The 16,728-nt window shown below is 67.6% G+C and carries 16 protein-coding genes; 2 read left to right on the forward strand and 14 right to left on the reverse strand.

Annotation, left to right across the window (positions count from 1 at the left end; all coding sequences use genetic code 11):
* Nucleotides 1–171: 171 nt before the first annotated feature.
* From fliN to WAS25_RS04130, 12 genes are read right to left on the reverse strand one after another with little or no spacing between them, the layout of a single operon-like run.
* On the reverse strand, nt 172–1,101 hold the full coding sequence (fliN, locus tag WAS25_RS04075) for a flagellar motor switch protein FliN (protein WP_422310231.1): 930 nt from the start codon (nt 1,099–1,101) through the stop codon (nt 172–174).
* Nucleotides 1,102–1,104: 3 nt separating this feature from the next.
* Nucleotides 1,105–2,121 (reverse strand): flagellar motor switch protein FliM, encoded by a 1,017-nt coding sequence (fliM, locus tag WAS25_RS04080; RefSeq protein WP_422310232.1) that lies wholly within the window; start codon nt 2,119–2,121, stop codon nt 1,105–1,107.
* A gap of 3 nt (nt 2,122–2,124) precedes the next feature.
* Complete coding sequence (locus WAS25_RS04085) at nt 2,125–3,042, reverse strand: FliA/WhiG family RNA polymerase sigma factor (RefSeq protein WP_422310233.1); 918 nt, start codon at nt 3,040–3,042, stop codon at nt 2,125–2,127.
* A 10-nt stretch (nt 3,043–3,052) separates the two neighbouring features.
* Nucleotides 3,053–3,922 carry a MinD/ParA family protein gene (locus tag WAS25_RS04090; RefSeq protein ID WP_422310234.1) on the reverse strand — a complete coding sequence of 290 codons (870 nt, stop codon included), beginning with the start codon at nt 3,920–3,922 and terminating at the stop codon, nt 3,053–3,055.
* On the reverse strand, nt 3,919–5,202 hold the full coding sequence (gene flhF, locus WAS25_RS04095) for a flagellar biosynthesis protein FlhF (protein WP_422310235.1): 1,284 nt from the start codon (nt 5,200–5,202) through the stop codon (nt 3,919–3,921). The genes WAS25_RS04090 and flhF overlap by 4 nt, the downstream gene beginning before the upstream one ends.
* Nucleotides 5,203–5,212: 10 nt before the next feature.
* On the reverse strand, nt 5,213–7,312 hold the full coding sequence (gene flhA, locus WAS25_RS04100; protein ID WP_422310236.1) for a flagellar biosynthesis protein FlhA: 2,100 nt from the start codon (nt 7,310–7,312) through the stop codon (nt 5,213–5,215).
* A gap of 48 nt (nt 7,313–7,360) precedes the next feature.
* A complete protein-coding gene (locus WAS25_RS04105) occupies nt 7,361–8,083 on the reverse strand; it encodes a hypothetical protein (RefSeq protein ID WP_422310237.1) in 723 nt (240 codons plus the stop codon).
* Complete coding sequence (locus WAS25_RS04110) at nt 8,080–8,478, reverse strand: YraN family protein (RefSeq protein WP_422310238.1); 399 nt, start codon at nt 8,476–8,478, stop codon at nt 8,080–8,082. Before WAS25_RS04110 ends, WAS25_RS04105 begins: the two co-directional genes overlap by 4 nt.
* Nucleotides 8,475–9,044, reverse strand: coding sequence for a hypothetical protein (locus WAS25_RS04115; RefSeq protein WP_422310239.1), 570 nt, complete (start codon nt 9,042–9,044; stop codon nt 8,475–8,477). Before WAS25_RS04115 ends, WAS25_RS04110 begins: the two co-directional genes overlap by 4 nt.
* A 30-nt stretch (nt 9,045–9,074) precedes the next feature.
* Nucleotides 9,075–9,713: a PolC-type DNA polymerase III gene (locus WAS25_RS04120; protein ID WP_422310240.1), complete on the reverse strand. Its 639-nt coding sequence runs from the start codon at nt 9,711–9,713 to the stop codon at nt 9,075–9,077.
* Nucleotides 9,710–10,132, reverse strand: coding sequence for a hypothetical protein (locus WAS25_RS04125; protein WP_422310241.1), 423 nt, complete (start codon nt 10,130–10,132; stop codon nt 9,710–9,712). Before WAS25_RS04125 ends, WAS25_RS04120 begins: the two co-directional genes overlap by 4 nt.
* Before the next feature lie 32 nt (nt 10,133–10,164).
* The gene (locus tag WAS25_RS04130) at nt 10,165–12,777 is read right to left on the reverse strand and encodes a valine--tRNA ligase (RefSeq protein WP_422310242.1); all 2,613 of its coding nucleotides are present in this window, start codon (nt 12,775–12,777) and stop codon (nt 10,165–10,167) included.
* A 209-nt stretch (nt 12,778–12,986) separates the two neighbouring features.
* On the opposite strand from WAS25_RS04130, the gene WAS25_RS04135 reads away from it, so the two are divergent.
* Nucleotides 12,987–13,346 carry a cytochrome c3 family protein gene (locus WAS25_RS04135; RefSeq protein WP_422310243.1) on the forward strand — a complete coding sequence of 120 codons (360 nt, stop codon included), beginning with the start codon at nt 12,987–12,989 and terminating at the stop codon, nt 13,344–13,346.
* Nucleotides 13,347–13,390: 44 nt separating this feature from the next.
* Nucleotides 13,391–14,125, forward strand: coding sequence for an efflux RND transporter periplasmic adaptor subunit (locus WAS25_RS04140; RefSeq protein WP_422310244.1), 735 nt, complete (start codon nt 13,391–13,393; stop codon nt 14,123–14,125).
* Here WAS25_RS04140 and WAS25_RS04145 read toward each other — a convergent pair.
* Both WAS25_RS04145 and WAS25_RS04150 read right to left on the reverse strand, forming a co-directional pair.
* A complete protein-coding gene (locus WAS25_RS04145; RefSeq protein WP_422310245.1) occupies nt 14,116–15,891 on the reverse strand; it encodes a methyl-accepting chemotaxis protein in 1,776 nt (591 codons plus the stop codon). The genes WAS25_RS04140 and WAS25_RS04145 overlap by 10 nt on opposite strands.
* A gap of 177 nt (nt 15,892–16,068) precedes the next feature.
* A complete protein-coding gene (locus WAS25_RS04150) occupies nt 16,069–16,728 on the reverse strand; it encodes a hemerythrin domain-containing protein (protein ID WP_422310246.1) in 660 nt (219 codons plus the stop codon).

Here is a 16,728-nt window from a genome sequence, read left to right on the forward strand (position 1 = left end):
TCGGAGGGACACACCCTGTGGCGGATCGGCCTCACTCTGGGCCGAATCCCCACCAGAGCTGACGCTGGAGAGCCCCACCCTCGACACCTGGCAGAGTGCGGGGTCCCCGAGTTTGCGCAGCCAGACAATAAATCCTCGCCGCGCATACGCTGCGGGGACCCCGGGGGGAAGTTAGGCCAGGCTGCGGATCCTCGCGGCCCGGGTGTCGATCTCGGTGATGCGGAAGGCGAAGTTGCCGTCCACCACCACGACTTCCCCTTTGGCGATGAGCTTGCCATTGACCAGCAGCTCCACCGGGGCGTCGGCACTGCGGTTGAGCTCTAGGATGGAGCCCGGCGTGAGCTTTAGCAGCTCGCCCATCTGCATCTCCGTCTGCCCCATGCGCACCACCACGGGGAGCTGGATGTCGAGGAGGAGGTCCAAGTTGCCCGAATCCGTGGGGGGCCCCGAGGCCACGGGAGCCTGCCGGGCCGGGGCGGCCAGGGTGGCGGCCACAGAGGCGGGGGATGGTTCGGGGGGGGCGGCAGGGGTCTCCACCAGGCCGAGCTTCCGCTTCAGCTGCTGCAGCAGCAGGTCGGGGAAGAGGAGGTGGACCGTGGTGCTCAGGGAATCCTGAGTCGTGGGCAGGGCGAGGTCCTGGAAGCCGCCCTGGCCCAACTGCTCTGCGAAGGCGGCGGCATCGGGCTGGATGGCGAGGATCTCCACATTGGCGATGGCGAAGGTCTCCCCGGCCAGATCCGACAGGGTCTGGTTGGCACTGCCCAGCACCTGGTTGAAGGTCTCCGCCAACGCGTCCTTGGAGTCGCCGACCAGTTCCTCGGCGGGCGCGCCCTCGCCACCCAGCATGAGGTCCACCAGCATGGTGCCCTCCTTGAGGGGGAGGGTGAAGAAGAGGGTGCCGTTGAGGCCCTTCTGGTAGTTGGCCTTGACCAGGATGCCGGCACCCTCGTGCAGTGCGGCGACCCCAGCGGTCTCCAGCAGCTCGCCGGGGGCCGACTTGATCTGGAACTCTCGCCCCGTGAGCATGGAGAACACGGAGGCCATGCTCTCGGCGAAGGCACCGCCGATCTTCTGGAAGAATTCAGTGTCTCGGGCATCCATCGTTCACCCCTCCGACCGGCTGCCGGTCACTTGGAACACGCGTTTCCCGTTGGGATTCAGGGCCACCAGGCCCATGAAGCGTGGAAGTCCGTCCACGCAGAGATCGAGCTCCGCATCGAAGCGCTTGGTGAGCGGAATGAGGTCGCCGGTCTTCAATTGGAGGACCTCCTCCATGCTGAGGCTGGTGCCGCGGATCTCGGCGGCGGCCTCCATGCCGCAGCGCTTCAGGCTGGTCATGAGCAGGCGGGCCTCCTCGAAGCTGGAGGACTTCTTGTAGCCCGTGAACATCTCCTGGTCGAACTTGTTGGAGATGGGCTCCAGGATGATGCTGGGGATGGCCAGGTTGATCATGCCGCTCACCGGGCCCATCTTCACTTCGAAGACCACCAGCAGCACCACCTCATTGGGTGCCACGATCTGGATGAGCTGGGGGCTGGTCTCCCGGGCCTGGATGCGGAAGTCCAGATCGACGATTCCGCGCCAGGCTTCGCGGATGTCCTCGAGGAGCAGCTTGAGGATGCCGTCGAAGATGCTCTGCTCGATGTCGGTCATGGTGCGCAGCTGCTTCAGCGGCTCGCCGGGGCCGCCCAGCATCTTGTCGATGATGGGGAACACCAGGGTGGGGTTCACCTCCAGCGCCAGCGCGCCCTCCAGCGGCTTGATGGAGATGGCGTTGAAGCAGGTGGGATCGGGCACCGAAAGCAGGAATTCCTGGTAGCTGAGCTGCTCCACGCTCACCAGGTTCACTTCCGTGATGGTTCGGAGGTAGGCGCTGAGGGAGCTGGAGAAGTTGCGGGCGAAGCGGTCGTGCATGAAGTGGAGCGAGCGCATCTGTTCGCGGCTCACCCGGTCGGGGCGGCGGAAGTTGTAGAGGGTGACTTTGCGCTGAACCTGGGCCTTTTTTGCCTGGACCGGTGCCGCACCCCGGTCCACCCCCGCTCCGCCCGAAGCCTTTCCGGCCGGCTTGGTGTGGGACTTAAGTAGTGCGTCTACTTCCTCTTGGCTTAGGATTTTGGCCATGGATTACCCTTCGATGTGTTTCTCCAGGAGCTTGCCCCGGAGTCGCAGCATGGCCTTGGTATGCAATTGGGATACCCGGGATTCGGTGATGTTCAGGAGGGTGCCGATTTCCTTCATGGTCAGTTCGTCGAAGTAGTAGAGCTGGACCACGAACTTCTCCTTCTTGGGCAGGACCTCCATGGCCCCACGGAGGATCTCCCTGATCTCCGTGGACTGGAAGATCTGGTGGGGATCCTCCGCGTCCGGGTCCGGCACGAAGCTGATGAGGCTCTCGCCCTCGCCGTCTTCGCCCACTTCCACGAAGGTGCCCAGGGTGACGCCCTTCAGGTCGTCCAGGTTCTTGTGCAACTCCTCCAGGGGCATGCCCAGGTGGACAGCCACTTCTTCATCCGTGGCGGCCCGGCCCATCTGCTGCTCGAGCGAATGGTAGGCGCCTTCGATGTCCTTCTTCTTGCGCCGGAGGCTGCGGGGCACCCAGTCCAGGTCCCGGAGACCGTCCAGGATGGCCCCCTTGATGCGGAGTTCGGCGTAGGTCTTGAACTTGATGTTGCGGGCCGGCTCGAACTTCTCGATGGCATCCATCAGGCCCAGGATGCCGCTGTTGATGAGGTCGTCCAGCTCCACGTGGGAGGGAAGGCGGGCGGCGATGCGGTGGGCCACGAACTTCACCAGGGGGACATAGTCCTTGATGATCTGTTCCCGGTTCTCCCGATCGAAGGGCTCGGGGGGTTCGGCGGACTCCGTGGCCAGTGAGGGCGGCGGCAGGGCAGGTACGTGGAGGGGCAGGGGCTTGCCGTAGGCCTTCGCCGCGGCGAGCGCGGCCCAGGGCCGGAGCGCGGCAGGAGCCAACTCCACGGCCCGGAGGGCCTCGCCACTGAGGGGCAGGCCGGGGTCGGAGGGCTGGTCCGGAGTCGGGGACATTCGTCGGGTCCTACTGGGGTTCATCGGAGGCGAGCTGCCTCCAGAATGACGCAAAGCCGTCTGGCTGCAAGGACACTTGGCCCAGCAATTGACGGGCGAGGGCCTGGAAGGCCAGGGTGGCGGGGCTCCGGGGGAAGAGGTCCACCACTCCCCGCTGCTGGCGCACCGCTTGCAGGATGTGGGGGTCGTTGGGGATCATGCCGAGCACCTTGAGCTGCTTGCCGAGGAAGCGTTCGGTGGCTGCCTGCAGCTGCTCGATGGTCTCCTGGGCCTCGTCGATGTTCTGGCCGTTGTTGATGAGCAGCCACAGGGGCTTGGTCGCCTCCCTCAGGTGCAGCACCTTCACCATGGCGTAGGCATCCACCAGGCTGGTGGGCTCCGGGGTGGTCACCAGGATCACCTCCTGGGCGGCCATGAGCAGCTTCAGGACCGAGTCGTGGATGCCGGCGGCGGTGTCGATGAGCAGCCAGTCCGCCGTTTCCGCCACCCGCTGCAGGCCCTGGACCAGCCGCAGCTCGCTCATGGTGTCGAGGCGGGTGAGCTCCTGGATGCCGCTGCTGGCGGGGATGATGCGGATGCCCATGGGGCCGTCCAGCAGGATCTCCTCGATCACCTTCTCGCCGCGGAGCACGTGCTCCAGCGTGTATTTCGGTGACAGGCCCAGCAGGATGTCGAGGTTCGCCAGGCCAAAGTCGGCGTCCATGACCACCACCCGCTGGCCCTGCTGGGCCAGCGACAGGGCCAGGCCGGCCACGACATTGGTCTTGCCCACCCCGCCCTTGCCGGATGTGATGGCCACCACGCGGGCGGCGAAGAGCGGCGCCTCGGTGCGCTGCCCCTGGGCCATGGTGCGGAGCCGGGATGCCTGGTCGCTGCTCATTCGGCCTCCTTCATGGTGGCGGGGAGGATGAGGTCGGCCACGCGCCGGCTGGTGGCCAGTTCGAGGGCCTCGGGAACTTCCTGGCCCGTGCCCAGGTAGCTGAGGGGTCGCTTGACCCGCGCCAGGGTGCTGAGGATGGGCCCGTAGGTGGAGGTCTCGTCGAGCTTGGTGAAGAGCAGCCGCGTGGGATGCAGGGGCTCGTAGCGCGTGGCGATCTCGGTCAGGTCGCGCGGCTTGGTGGTGGCCGACAGCACCAGGTGCGTCTCGACCTCCGGCAGCTCGTCCATCAGGCCTCGCAGCTGGTTGAGCGTATCCGTGTCCTTGGGGCTGTGGCCCGGCGTGTCGATGAGCACGAGGGCGCGGTCCTGATAGAAGCGGAGGGCGCTGCGGAGGTCCTCGACGGTGAGGGCCACATGCAAAGGAACCTGCAGGATCTGGGCATACTGCTGCAGCTGGTCCACCGCCCCCATGCGGTAGGTGTCCAGTGTGAGCAGGGCCACCTTCTGCTTGAGGTGGATCTGGGCGTAGGCGGCCAGCTTGGCCAGGGTGGTGGTCTTGCCCACGCCGGTGGGGCCCACCAGGGCCGCGACGCGCATCTTGCCGGGCTCCAGCTGGATCGGGGGGGCCACCGGGATGAAGTCCGCGATCACGCGGCGGAGGAAGAGCCTGGCCCGCTCGGGATCCACGGTGCCCATGGAGGCGTCGCCGTCCTGGTCGGTGAGGGCGCGCTGGGCGTATTCGCAGAGGCGCAGGGCGATGAGCGGTTCCACATCGTTGGCGACGAGGTCGCCATAGAGCTCCAGCAGGCTCGGCGGCAGATGCAGTTGCGCCGGCGGCATGCCCTGCCGCTGGATGCGGCTGAGCAGCGACTTCATCTGATCCAGTTCCTTCAGGATCGAGGCATTGCGTTGGTCGTTGTCCTTGAGGGCCGCCACTGCACCCTTGATCTCAAGGAGCTCCCGGCGCAGGGGCTGGAGATCCATGGGCGGCGCCGGGGGCGCCAGGGGCGCGGGCGTCGCGGTCCGGCGGCTCGGGGCCGGAGACTCCAGGGCGGGGCGCAGGCCATAGGTGGAGGGAGTGCCGGTGGCCAGGGGCGGAACGCCCGCCTGGGCCTCGTCCACGGCGGCGGTCACCTCGATGACGGACTCCTCGCCCATGCCCAGGGCCGCGGGGCGGCGCCGGGTGCGGGTGGAGAGGATGAAGGCCTCCTCGCCCATGTCCTTCTTCACGACGTCGAGGGCGTCCTGCATGGACCCGGCTTCGAAGGTCTTCACGCGCATGGTCGATCCTTCATGAGACGGTTCCCAGGTTGACGACGCGGACGTCCATTGGGACCTCGCTGTGGCTCAGCACCACCAGGTGGGGCAGGGCGCGCTCCAGGAGGCGCCGCAGGTGGGGGCGCACGACAGGATTGGTGAGCAGCACGGGCTGGGCCCCGGGCAGCAGGGCGGCGATGCCGTTGGCGATGCGTGTGAGCAGTTCCTGCGTGCGGCCGGGCTCCAGGGCCAGGAAGCTGCCCCGGTCCGTCTGTTCGATGCCGCCCTGGAGGGTCTGCTCCAGTGTGGGATCCAGCACCAGGACCCCCAGATCGCCATTCTCGGAGAGGTGGGGCCCGGTCAGGACACGTCCCATGGCCTGGCGGACATACTCGGTGATGAAGCCGATGTCCTTGGTCATGGTGGCGGCGTCGGCGGTGGCCTCGAGGATGCGGGCCAGGTCGCGCACGGGGACCCGCTCGCGGAGGAGGTTGTGCATGACTTTCTGGAGGGTGGTCACGCTGATGACGTTCGGGATGAGGTCGTCCACCAGGCGGGGGGTCGTCTCCTTGAGGGTGTCCAGCAGGTGCTGGACCTCGGGCCGGCCCAGCAGGTCGGGCGCGTGCTGCTTGATGAGCTCCGACAGGTGGGTGGTCAGGACGGTCGCCGGTTCCACCACGGTGTAGCCCAGCATCTGGGCCCGGTCCCGCTGGGCATCCGGGATCCAGTAGGCGGGCAGGCCGAAGGCGGGCTCGGAGGTGGGTGTGCCGGCCAGGTCCTCGGTGGCCGTGCCCGGGTTCATGGCCAGGAACTGGGTGGGCTGGAGCTCCGCTCGGGCGACCTCTTCGCCCCGGAGCAGGATGCGGTAGGTGTGCGGTGGCAGCTGCAGGTTGTCCCGGATGCGCACGGGGGGCACCACGATGCCCAGGTCCGAGGCCATCTGGCGCCGGACGGCCTTGATGCGCTCCAGCACCGTGCCGCCCTGGTTGACATCCAGCAGGGGAATGAGGCTGTAGCCGACCTCCAGGCCCAGGGGGTCCACCTTGAGCAGGCCCTCCACCTTCTCGCTGGTTTCGGCCGCGGCAGTCTTGGCCTTTTCGGCAGCGGCCAGTTCGGCCACGGCGGCCGGCACGGCCTGCGGCAGCTTCCAGGCCGCGTAGGCCATGATCCCGAAGATGGCGGCCATGACCCAGAACGGGAAGAGGGGCAGGCCCGGCACAGCACCGAAGAGGAACAGGACCGAAGCGGCGATGGCCAGGGGGCGTGGGTCCGCGCCCAGCTGCCCCATTACCTCGCTGCCCAGGCCCGAGGCGTCGCTGCCGCTGCGGGTGGTGAGGATGGCGCCGCCCACGCTGATGAGCAGGCTGGGGATCACCGTCACCAGGCCGTCACCCACCGTGAGGAGGGTGTAGACCTCCAGGGCCTGCATCACGGGCAGGTTGTAGCGCACGACGCCCAGGAGGATGCCCGCCACGATGTTGACGGCCAGGATGATCAAGGCGGCCACGGCGTCCCGCTGGGTGAACTTCACGGCGCCGTCCATGGCCCCGTAGAAGCCGGCCTCCTCCTGGAGGTCCTTGCGGCGCCGGCGGGCTTCCTGCTCGTCGATGTAGCCGGCGTTCAGGTCCGCGTCGATGGCCATCTGCTTGCCGGGCATGGCGTCCAGGGTGAAGCGGGCCGTCACTTCGGCGATGCGGCCGGCACCGTGGTTGATGACCAGGAACTGGATGGCCAGCAGGATCAGGAAGACCACCAGGCCGATGACATAGCTGCCGCCCACCACGAACTGGCCGAAGGCCTTCACCATGTGGCCGGCGGCGTCGGCCCCCTGATCGCCCGCATAAAGCAGGATGCGGCGAGTGGTGGCCACGTTGATGGCCAGCCGGAATAGCGTCACCACCAGCAGGACCGAAGGGTAGGAGCTGAACTCCTTGGGCCGGCGCACATACATGCCCACCATCAGGATCACCAGGCTCAGCGTGATGTTCAGCACGATGAGCAGATCCAGCAGGAAGGCCGGCAGGGGCAGGATCATCACGACCAGGACGATCATTACGAAGACGGGCGCAGCGAGGTCCGACCGCCTGGCCAAGCGGCCCATATATGGAAGCAGACGATCCAGGAAGGTCAACATACCGACACCCACAGGGTGCGGGGCGAGGGCCGTGCCACAGCGGCTCTCCTAGGGCTGAACCTCAAGGATGAGGATCCGCTCCCCGGGGCCGAACATGGCACAGAGCCGGTCCAGGCCTTCAGGCGTGTCCAGGGCCAGTCGGTGCACCCGGCCCCCGGGCAGGGTCTGGTAGAAACCCAGCTCCCCGGCCTCGCCTTTCAGCAGCAGGGCCACATGGTGATGCCGGAGGCTGGCGCCCGTCCCTCGCCTCAGGGTGGCCAGATAGACCCGACCGAGACGCCATCGGGCCGACAGCTGCGTCCAGGCTGCCCGATCATGGACCCGGAATCCTGGCAGGGAATTCCCAGAAACACCTGGGGCCGGGTGATCCGCTCCGGGCAGAACCCAGCAGCGGGGGTGCCACTCGCTGAGGTTCAGCACCAGGTCCCAGCCGAAGTCCCAGTCCGGGCCCCCCCTGGCTCCCGGGCCGCTGTCGCCCAGGCGGTCCCGGGCCGCCTCCGCCAGGCTGCCCTGGAAGCCCAGCAGCCGCCGGGCGGCGGCCACCAAGAACCCGGAGCAGTTGAGGCCGGGCTGGTCCAGGGCCTGGTCCGGGTGGGAGAAACGGGTCCAGCGTCCCCGCTCGTCCAGGCCCGCATCCTCGACGTAGGGGATGCCGAGGAGGGCCCGGAGCTTCCCGTCCAGGCCAGGGGAGAAGGGCTGAGCCACGGCGGACGCGCTCAGGGACAGCATCGCGAAGAGCAGCAAGGGAAGCTGCGGCCCGGGTCGGTTCATCGAGGAATCCTCAGCCCCTCCCAACCCTCAGGGGGGTGGAACCGGCACCGCCAGCCGGCCCAGCTCATCCGCTGGAAGCTGACTGCGCCCAGCCAGGGCACCCGGTCCAGCCAGGTGCGCAGCGCGCGTTGCAGGCGGAGCCGCTGCTCGGGCTCCAGGGCAGTGTCGGCCCCCACCCATGCCCCGGGACGCCGGGCCTTTACCTCCAGGAGCCGCAGCTCCGGGCCCCGGCTCACCCGGAGGTCCAGCTCCCAGTGGCCCAGCTTCTGGCGCCAGGCCACCAGGTCCCAGCCCCGGGCCCAGAGCAGCCAGAGCAGCCAGAGCAGCCAGAGCGTCAGCCGCTCGGCTTGCAGGCCGAAGCGCCGGGCGGCCTCACCGCGCCGGGACCGCCTCATTCATCCCGCCTCGGCAGCAGCAGGCTGCGCTGGACACGCTCGAGGTTGCCGTGGATGCGGACGATCTTCCAGGCGAGCACCATGGCGTAGCCCAGCCACACCCACAGCAGGCGGGGATCCACGGGGGTACGCTTGAGCAGGTCGGTGCCCATGTCCAGGCGCAGGCCCTGGAGGTACCACACCACGACACCGAAGGCGATGATGAGGTAGCCCCAGCGGATCCAGTAGGGGCGCAGGCCCTCCTTCACCTTCCAGCGCATGAGCAGCCAGCGGTCGAAGCGGTCGGTCTTCTCCTCGGCGAAGTGCAGGGCGAGCAGCTGATCCACCAGGGGGGCATAGCGGTGGACCTTCAGCTCCTGAATCTCCTCCTCGCCGTTCACCTTGCGCAGGAAGGCCGAGCGGATCTTCCCGATGCACTCCTCCCAAGGCGCCTCCTCCCGTTGCAGCGAGAGATGCAGGCGCACGATCCCCACCCAGAGCAGGGCCTGGGCCAGCAGTACCACCCAAAGGGACCAGCCCTGCCAGCCCTGGGTCCGGACGAGTTCGAGGAAGCGGGCGAGATCCATGGGTAACACCTTACGACGGGGACCGTCCGGTCAGACCTTGTTCCAGGGAACCTCGCCGATGGTGAGGAAGGCTTCGCCGTCCAGGCCCTGATCCTCGGCCCGCTGGAGGAGGTGCTGGAGGGCCTCGGCGGTGGCCTCGGCATCCTGCAGGGCCCGGTGGGCGCGGGTGTTGGTGATGCCGAGGAATGCGCACAGCTCGGCGAGGCCGCGGCGGGGCAGCTCGGGGATGAGCTTCTTGGCCAGCAGGCGGGTGCAGATCAGGCGGTGGCGGCGCCACACGCCTTCGGGCAGCCAGGCCTTGAGGAAGCTGCCGTCGTAGGGGGCGTGGTGGGCCACCCAGACGCGGCCTTCCAGCTTCGGAGCCAGCTTCAGGGCCACCTGCTCCCAGGGCGGCGCGCCCGCCAGCATGGGCAGGCTGATGCCCGTGAGGCGCTGGATCTCCTCGGGCAGGAAACCCTGGATGGAGGCCAGGCTCGACCAGCGGTCCTCCACCACCCTTCCGGAGAGCCGCACCAGGCCCACCTCCGTGATCTCCGAGGGCTGGAGGAAGCGCCCGTCCTTGCCCCAGCGGGCCTTGGGGCTGCCGCCGGTGGTCTCCAGGTCCAGCACCGCGAACCGCAACTCCCGCAGGGCGGGGGAGCCGGTTTCGAGGAGCGGCTGCTGGTTCATGCGCTGACCAGGGTCTTGAGGCCGTCCTTGAACAGCACATCCACCTTCTTGCCCATCTTCCGCTGCACGCGGCCGAGGCCGAAGCTGGGGTGGTCCATCCAGGCCCCTTCCGGCCAGGGTTCGGAAACCCGGTAGGGGCGGGCCTTGGCGCCGCCCTGCTCCTGCGTCAGCACCTGCTGGAACTGGGACACGAGGGAGCCCGGGCGGGGACCGCCGGCCTTGGCGGCGGCGGGGATGCGCGGGGCGCGGGGCAGGGGCTCGGGTTTGGCCACCCGGAACTTGTGGACGGACCGGCAGTTCCCGCAGATGAGCCGGTCCGGAACGCCATTGGTGACGGTCAGCACCTGGTGTCGGGTCTCGCCGCCACAGCGCCCACAGGGCGCGTCCACATCCTGGCCGGCGTAATAAGTCTTCTGCATGGCTTCAGACTAGCATCCGCAGAGAGCCGAGGTCAGCCCAGTAGCGCCTTGACCTGCGCCAGGCGTTGCTCTCGCTCTTCGGCCTGGCCGCGCAGCTTGGCCACGGCGGCCTCAGGGGCCTTGGTGACGAAGCTGTCGTCGGCGAGGCGGGCGCGCAGGGGCTCCAGCTCCTTTTCCAGCTTGGCCAGTTCCTTCTCCAGCTTGGCCTTCTCGGCCACGGGATCCTTGAGGCCCGCCAACTCCAGGGCCACGGCGCCACCCGCCACCACGGCCACCGTGCGGGTGGGGGAGGCGAGCTCGTCCTTGGAGAAGACAACGGATTCCAGCCGGGCGATGGACTTCAGGGCTTCCATGAAGGGTTCCAGTTCCAGCAGCGAGCAGAAGGCGGGCACGCGCTTGGCGGGATCCACGCCCTGCTCGGCCTTGAGGCGCAGGAGCGCCGAGAGGATGTCCTGGAAGCGGGGGATGATGGTGGCATCGCCGCCCTGGACCTGGAGCAGTGGCTCGTCCATGGGCCAGGAGCGCTGGGCCAGCAGAGTCGGCTCACCGGCGCGCAGACGGCCGTCCATCATGGCCTCGTGGATCTCCTCGGTGAGGAAGGGCACGAAGGGGTGCAGGGCCCGCAGGAGGATGTCGAGGAAGTGCAGGATGGCGGCCTTCTGACCGGCCGTTCCGCTGACCAGCTGGACCTTGGCCAGTTCGATGTAGGTGGCGCAGAAGTCGTCCCAGACCAGGTGGTAGAGCAGGTCCGAGGCCTCATGGAAGCGGAACTCCTCCAGGGCCTTGGTGACCGCCGTGAGGCTCTCCCGCATACGGCCGATCATCCAGAACTCGGCTTCGCCGAACTCTGGAACCGTGGCCAGCGTGATGGAGTCATCGAGGTTCATCTGCACGAACCGGGACGCGTTCCAGAGCTTGTTGCAGAAGTTGCGGCTGGCCTCCAGGCGCGCGGTGCTCATGGCGATGTCGGTGCCAGGCGCGGCCATGATGGCCAGGGAGAAGCGCAGGGCGTCCGTGCCGTACTCCTCCATCACCTCGAGCGGATCGATGACGTTGCCCTTGGTCTTGCTCATCTTCTGGCCGCTGGCGTCGCGCACCAGGCTGTTGAAGTAGACCTTGCGGAAGGGCACCTCGCCCATCCAGGTGAGGCCCGCCATGGCCATGCGGGCCACCCAGAAGAACAGGATGTCGTAGCCAGTGATGAGCACGCTGGTGGGGTAGTAGCGCTTCAGGTCCTCGGTTTCATCGGGCCAGCCGAAGACACTGAACGGCCATAGTGCCGAGGAGAACCAGGTGTCCAGCGTGTCGGGGTCCTGGGTGAGCTTGTGGCAGCCGCACTTGAGGCAGAGGGCCGGAGCCTCAAGCTCCACGTGCAGGTGCCCGCAGACGTCGCAGGTCCAGGCCGGGATGCGGTGGCCCCAGACCAGCTGGCGGCTGATGCACCAGTCCTGGATGTTGGTCAGCCAGTGGTTCCAGACGGCGGCGTGGTGCTCGGGGGTGAACTGGATGGCCCCGGACTTCACGGCGTCGAGGGCCTTGGCGGCGGCCTCCTTCACATCCATGAACCACTGTTCGCTCACCAGCGGCTCCAGCACGGCGCCGCTGCGGTCGCTGAGGCTGATCTTGTTGACGTAGTCCTCCACCTTCACGAGGAAGCCCTGCTCCTCCAGGTCGGCCACCACGCGCTTGCGGGCCTCGAAGCGATCCAGGCCTGCGTAGGCGCCCGCCTCGGCGGTCATCTTGGCGTCGAAGCCGATGATGATGATGGAGGGCAGCCCCAGGCGCTGGCCGGCGGCGAAGTCGTTGGGGTCGTGGGCGGGCGTGACCTTCACGCACCCGGTGCCGAAGGCGGGATCCACGAAGGTGTCGGCCACCACGGGGATCTGGCGGCCCGTCAGCGGGTGGTCCATGACCTTGCCGATCATGTCCTGGTAGCGCTCGTCATCGGGATGCACGGCCACGGCCGTATCGCCCAGCATCGTCTCGGGGCGAGTGGTGGCCACCATGACATCGCCGCTGCCATCCGCGAGCGGGTAGCGCAAGTACCAGAGCTTGCCCTTGCGCTCTTCGTATTTCACTTCCAGATCGCTCAGGGCGGTCTGCAGGGCTGGGTCCCACTGGATCATGCGGGGGCCGCGGTAGATGCGGCCCGCCTTGTAGCTCTCCACGAAGACCTTCCGCACGGCCTTGTTGAGGGCGGGATCCAGGGTGAAGCGGTTGCGGGTCCAGTCCACGGAGCAGCCCAGGCGTTTCAGCTGGTGCTCGATGGCGCCCTGGTTCTTCTCCTTCCAGTCCCAGATGCGCTTCTCGAACGCATCGCGGCCCAGCTGGTGGCGGTCGGTACCTTCGGCCTTGAGCTGGCGCTCCACCATCATCTGCGTGGCGATGCCCGCGTGGTCCGTGCCGGGCACCCAGAGGGCGTCGAAGCCCTGGGCGCGCTTGAAGCGCGTGAGCACGTCGTGCAGCGTGTTCACCAGGGCGTGCCCCATGTGCAGGTTGCCGGTGATGTTGGGGGGCGGGATCACGATGGACCAGGGCTCCTTGCCACTCGTGGGCGCCGCCTCAAAGGCTCTGGACTCCTCCCACACCGAGTACCAGCGGGTCTGCGCCGTCCTGAAGTCGAAAGCCTTGTCCATGTCACGCATGTGAATCCTTGTCTGGGCACTTGCAACCCCGAGCTCGGCGGCGCCAATTCCGGGCGAGAGAACGGACATGATTGGAACCGTCAACCCAATGAACCAGTTTACCCATGGAACCAGGGCCCTTCCACGCGGAGTCTGCACGGGTGACGCGGGGGTTCAGCGCAATGCGATAAGATGATCGCCATTCGCCCCGGGTCGAGGCGGGAGGGCACATGCGTTTCATTCGGATCCTGGCACTGGGACTGCTGAGCTGCCTGGCGGTGGGAGTTCGAGCGGCCGAGGACAAGCCCCTGCCGGCGCCCCACGTCAAGGCGAAGGTCAGCTGCCATGACTGCCATCAGAAGGAGAAGCCGTCCACGGCGGCGGTGCCGGATGAGGCCTGCATGATCTGCCACGGCGACTACCCGGCCATGAAGGCCCTGACCCGGGACGCCAAGCCTAACCCCCACGACCCGCCCCAGACCGCGACCCACGTCTCCGTCACCTGCACGGACTGCCACCGCCAGCACAAGCCGCCAGTGGTGAAATGTCTGGAATGCCACGAGGGGAAGTACGCCTTCAAGGTCAAGTAAGCCACCAGACATGACAGGATGAGAGGTCTCTCGTGGGTGGCCGCATGTCCAATCCAGCCCTGATCCTCATTGCAGCGCTGAGCCTTTATTCCGGACCGGTTTGCGCGGCGCTGCCCGTGGAGGGGCTCGTGCTGCCCTTCCGCCAGGTGGAGGTCGCGGCGCCGGTCTCGAGCCGGATCACGGAGATGAAGGTTCGAGAGGGCGAAGCCGTGAAGGAGGGGCAGCCCCTGGCCCTCCTTTACGGAAGGCTGGAGGAACTGGAGGCCCAGCGGGCCAAGATCCTGCTGGAACGCCGGGAGTTCGAGGCCAAGGGGGCCCGGAAGCTCTACGAGAGCCGGATCATCCCGGAGGCCAAGGCCCTGGAAGCCCGCATCGACCTGGATCTGGCCCGGCTGCAGTACGAGACCGCGGCCGAGCAGGTGCGGCTCCGGACCATCCTCTCCCCCATGGATGGCGTCGTGGTGACGCGGGCTCGTGAGGCGGGCGAAACCGTTGCAAGCGCCCAGCCGCTCTTCCGCATCCTCGATCTCAGCAAGGTGGTGGTCCAGGTCGAGGTGGAACCGAGGGACTTGGCCGCCACGGCCCTGGGGCACCGGGTGCGGGTCTCCTTTCCCCTGGCGGCCCAGCCCCTCACCACCGAGGGCGAGGTGGTGCTCCTGGATCCCTGCGCCGACGCCCGGGGGCTGGTGCGCGTGAAGGTGCTGGTGGAGAACCCGGAGCGCCGGATTCGCTCCGGGATCCGGGCCGTGGTGGAACTGGCGCTACCGCCTCAGCCCTGAAGGAAGCGCTCGGGGTTGAAGCCGTTGACCATCGCCCCCCAGTGCCGTCCCCCGATGCGGATGGGCAGGGCCAGGTCATTGAGGATCTCCCCGGTGTCGCGCATGTAGGTCTGGAAGAGGAAGGCCTCGGTGTTCCGCGCGCGCCGCTTCTCCGTCTCGACCGTGAAGTAGATCCGCTGGTGGCGGCTCTTCAGGACGTCCACCTTGGGATCGCCGGTCAGTGGCTCGGACACCCCCGAGTGGTGGATCGCCAGGTAGCCGTTGACGTCCAGGGCCACGGAATAGATGGAGCCAAGGTCCTGGCGCGCCTCGTCAAAGAGGAGTTGGAGTTCCCGGCCGAAGACGGCGGCGTACGACGTCATGAACTTCTGGGGGTTCGTGCCGGGGACGGGCCGGTAGCTCTGGTCGAAGACATCGACACCCTGGGCGGCGAGCTCCTGGATCCGGGCTTCCATGGCGTCCCGCCAGCGGAGGGTCCGCTGAATCACGGATTCCAGCTCGCCGGTGCCGGTGCGGAAGCGGGAGACCAGCTCCAGCAGCCGCTCTGTGGCACGGTTCATGTCGCTGGAGAACCGGGTGGATTCCTGGAGGCGGCCTTCGGCCGTCACGCTGAGGTTCTGGATGTCCCGGGCCTGGTGATGGATCTCGACGCTGGTGCTGGAGATGCCGTCCACGGCCGAGGTGGCTCCCGTGAGCTGGACGCTGTTCTCTTCGAAATCCCGTACGAGCTTGGCGAAGTGTTCCGAGGCCCGGCCGAGGATGCCTGAAGTCCCCTGGAAATCCGCGGTGATCTCCTGGATGCCCTGGGAGGTCAGCTCGACTTCCTTGAGCATGTCGCCCAGGTTTCGGGAGATCTCCTCGGCGGCCTCGCCGACGTTGCCAGACAGCTTCCGCACCTCCTCGGCCACCACCGCGAAGCCCTTCCCCGCCTCGCCCGCGTGGGCGGCCTCGATGGAGGCGTTGAGGGCCAGGAGCTTCGTCTGCTCGGACACGCCCTCGATGAGCTGGACGACGTCGATGATGCGCTCCGACCGCTCGTTGAGGCGCACTACCAGCTCCGAAAACTCGGTCAACCGTTGGTTCGTCGTGGCCATGGAGGTGCCCGCCTCCAGCAGCTCGGTGCGGGTCTCCCTGGCCGCTTCCAGGTTCTCCAGGGTGGAGGCCGTGATGTGGCCCGTGACCTGGGCCACGTTGCCGACGGCCTCGGCCACTTCCTGGCTGGTCCGGGTGATGCGCTCCGACAGGGCCCCCTGGTGCTGGGCGTCCAGGGCGGCATCCGAAGCCAGCTTCGTGGTGCGGGTGGAACCCACCGCGATGGCCAGACCCAGGCGCTTGGAACTGTCCAGGATGTCCCGGATCTCGCCGGCGAAGCGGTTGAAGCCGGCGGCCAGCCGACCGATCTCGTCATGCGCCTCAAGGTCGATGTCCTTGGAGAAGTCACCGCCCTGGATGATCCCAGTGATCTTCCGCAGGGGAATGGCCACGGACAGATGGAACATGAGGAAGGCCCCAACCGCGATCACGAGGGCCACGATGGGGATGGCGATGGCCATGGACTCCGTCCGCGCCAGGTGCTCCAGGGTGGCGGCATCCAGGCGGCCGGCCGCGGACAGGCTGGACCGGAGCGTCCGCGTGACCTGCAGGGTGTAGCCGCTCATGACGAGGAGCATCAGGTAGATCGGCACCATGCAGCCGAGGAGCTTGCGCAGCAGGGAGTTGAACAGCAGCTTCTCAACCCACTGGTAGAGGCCTTTGATCAGGCGCATGGGGAGCTCCCCGGTCCGCTCTGGTTGCCCTGGCGTTGCATGCCCATCCTCCAGGAACCCGGCCCCTCTGGAGGGATAAAACTGTCCCAAGGGCCGATCCAACTCTTCTGGATCGGGAAGCGGCGGGCCCTGAATGAATCTGGATGGGTTGTGCCCTGCTGGAAGCCGGTCAGGAGCCTAATCGCTCGACATGCGATCCCACATGTCCTCCCACTCCAGCTCGGTCCACCACTCCCGCTCAAGGCCCTGGCAGGTAGTGCCGTAGGAGGGGCAGGCCACGCAGCCATCGCCGCGATGGACCTCGGGATCCAGGTAGGGGGGGTAGCGGGAGATCAGGGCCAGCCCGCCTTCCCGAGCCGTGGCCTCCTCTGCGGTCATGGGCCTGGAGGGCAGTTCCAGGATGTGGAAGCGCCGTAGGCGCTCCTGGCCCTCCGGGAACAGGACCGAGTTCTCGGCGTCAATGTGGCGCCAGAGGGCGTGGCTGTAGTCCAGGGCGAGGGCCTCCAGGCGGGGCCGGTCGGGGTCTGAAAGGGCGGAGCCCAGCAGCCTTTCCAAGGCATCGAGCAGACCCCCCATCCGCCGGTGCTCGCCGGTCAGGGCGGCGAGGGGCCCCCGATCCGCCGGTACCTCGGCGCGCTCCGCCAAGGCCTGGAAGAGGATCACTTCCTCCTTGTCGTGGTGGAAGTCCCCGGCATAGCGACGGAAGAAGGCCAGGAACCGGGCCCCATCCATCGGATCGCCCTGGTCAGCCAAGCGGGCCGTCACGAAGGTGCGCAGGGAGCCCACCACCTGCTCGATGAGCTCGTGTTCCTGCCGGAGGTCTTCGATGAGCTGCAT

The sequence above is a fragment of the Geothrix sp. genome (genome assembly GCF_049292215.1).
GTDB lineage: Bacteria > Acidobacteriota > Holophagae > Holophagales > Holophagaceae > Geothrix.

Coding starts and splice junctions, on each gene's coding strand:
- fliN (WP_422310231.1), bottom strand. CDS start 1,101: ATGGATGCCCGAGACACTGAATTCTTCCAGAAGATCGGCGGTGCCTTC.
- fliM (WP_422310232.1), bottom strand. CDS start 2,121: ATGGCCAAAATCCTAAGCCAAGAGGAAGTAGACGCACTACTTAAGTCC.
- WAS25_RS04085 (WP_422310233.1), bottom strand. CDS start 3,042: ATGTCCCCGACTCCGGACCAGCCCTCCGACCCCGGCCTGCCCCTCAGT.
- WAS25_RS04090 (WP_422310234.1), bottom strand. CDS start 3,922: ATGAGCAGCGACCAGGCATCCCGGCTCCGCACCATGGCCCAGGGGCAG.
- flhF (WP_422310235.1), bottom strand. CDS start 5,202: ATGCGCGTGAAGACCTTCGAAGCCGGGTCCATGCAGGACGCCCTCGAC.
- flhA (WP_422310236.1), bottom strand. CDS start 7,312: ATGTTGACCTTCCTGGATCGTCTGCTTCCATATATGGGCCGCTTGGCC.
- WAS25_RS04105 (WP_422310237.1), bottom strand. CDS start 8,083: ATGAACCGACCCGGGCCGCAGCTTCCCTTGCTGCTCTTCGCGATGCTG.
- WAS25_RS04110 (WP_422310238.1), bottom strand. CDS start 8,478: ATGAGGCGGTCCCGGCGCGGTGAGGCCGCCCGGCGCTTCGGCCTGCAA.
- WAS25_RS04115 (WP_422310239.1), bottom strand. CDS start 9,044: ATGGATCTCGCCCGCTTCCTCGAACTCGTCCGGACCCAGGGCTGGCAG.
- WAS25_RS04120 (WP_422310240.1), bottom strand. CDS start 9,713: ATGAACCAGCAGCCGCTCCTCGAAACCGGCTCCCCCGCCCTGCGGGAG.
- WAS25_RS04125 (WP_422310241.1), bottom strand. CDS start 10,132: ATGCAGAAGACTTATTACGCCGGCCAGGATGTGGACGCGCCCTGTGGG.
- WAS25_RS04130 (WP_422310242.1), bottom strand. CDS start 12,777: ATGCGTGACATGGACAAGGCTTTCGACTTCAGGACGGCGCAGACCCGC.
- WAS25_RS04135 (WP_422310243.1), top strand. CDS start 12,987: ATGCGTTTCATTCGGATCCTGGCACTGGGACTGCTGAGCTGCCTGGCG.
- WAS25_RS04140 (WP_422310244.1), top strand. CDS start 13,391: ATGTCCAATCCAGCCCTGATCCTCATTGCAGCGCTGAGCCTTTATTCC.
- WAS25_RS04145 (WP_422310245.1), bottom strand. CDS start 15,891: ATGCGCCTGATCAAAGGCCTCTACCAGTGGGTTGAGAAGCTGCTGTTC.
- WAS25_RS04150 (WP_422310246.1), bottom strand. CDS start 16,728: ATGCAGCTCATCGAAGACCTCCGGCAGGAACACGAGCTCATCGAGCAG.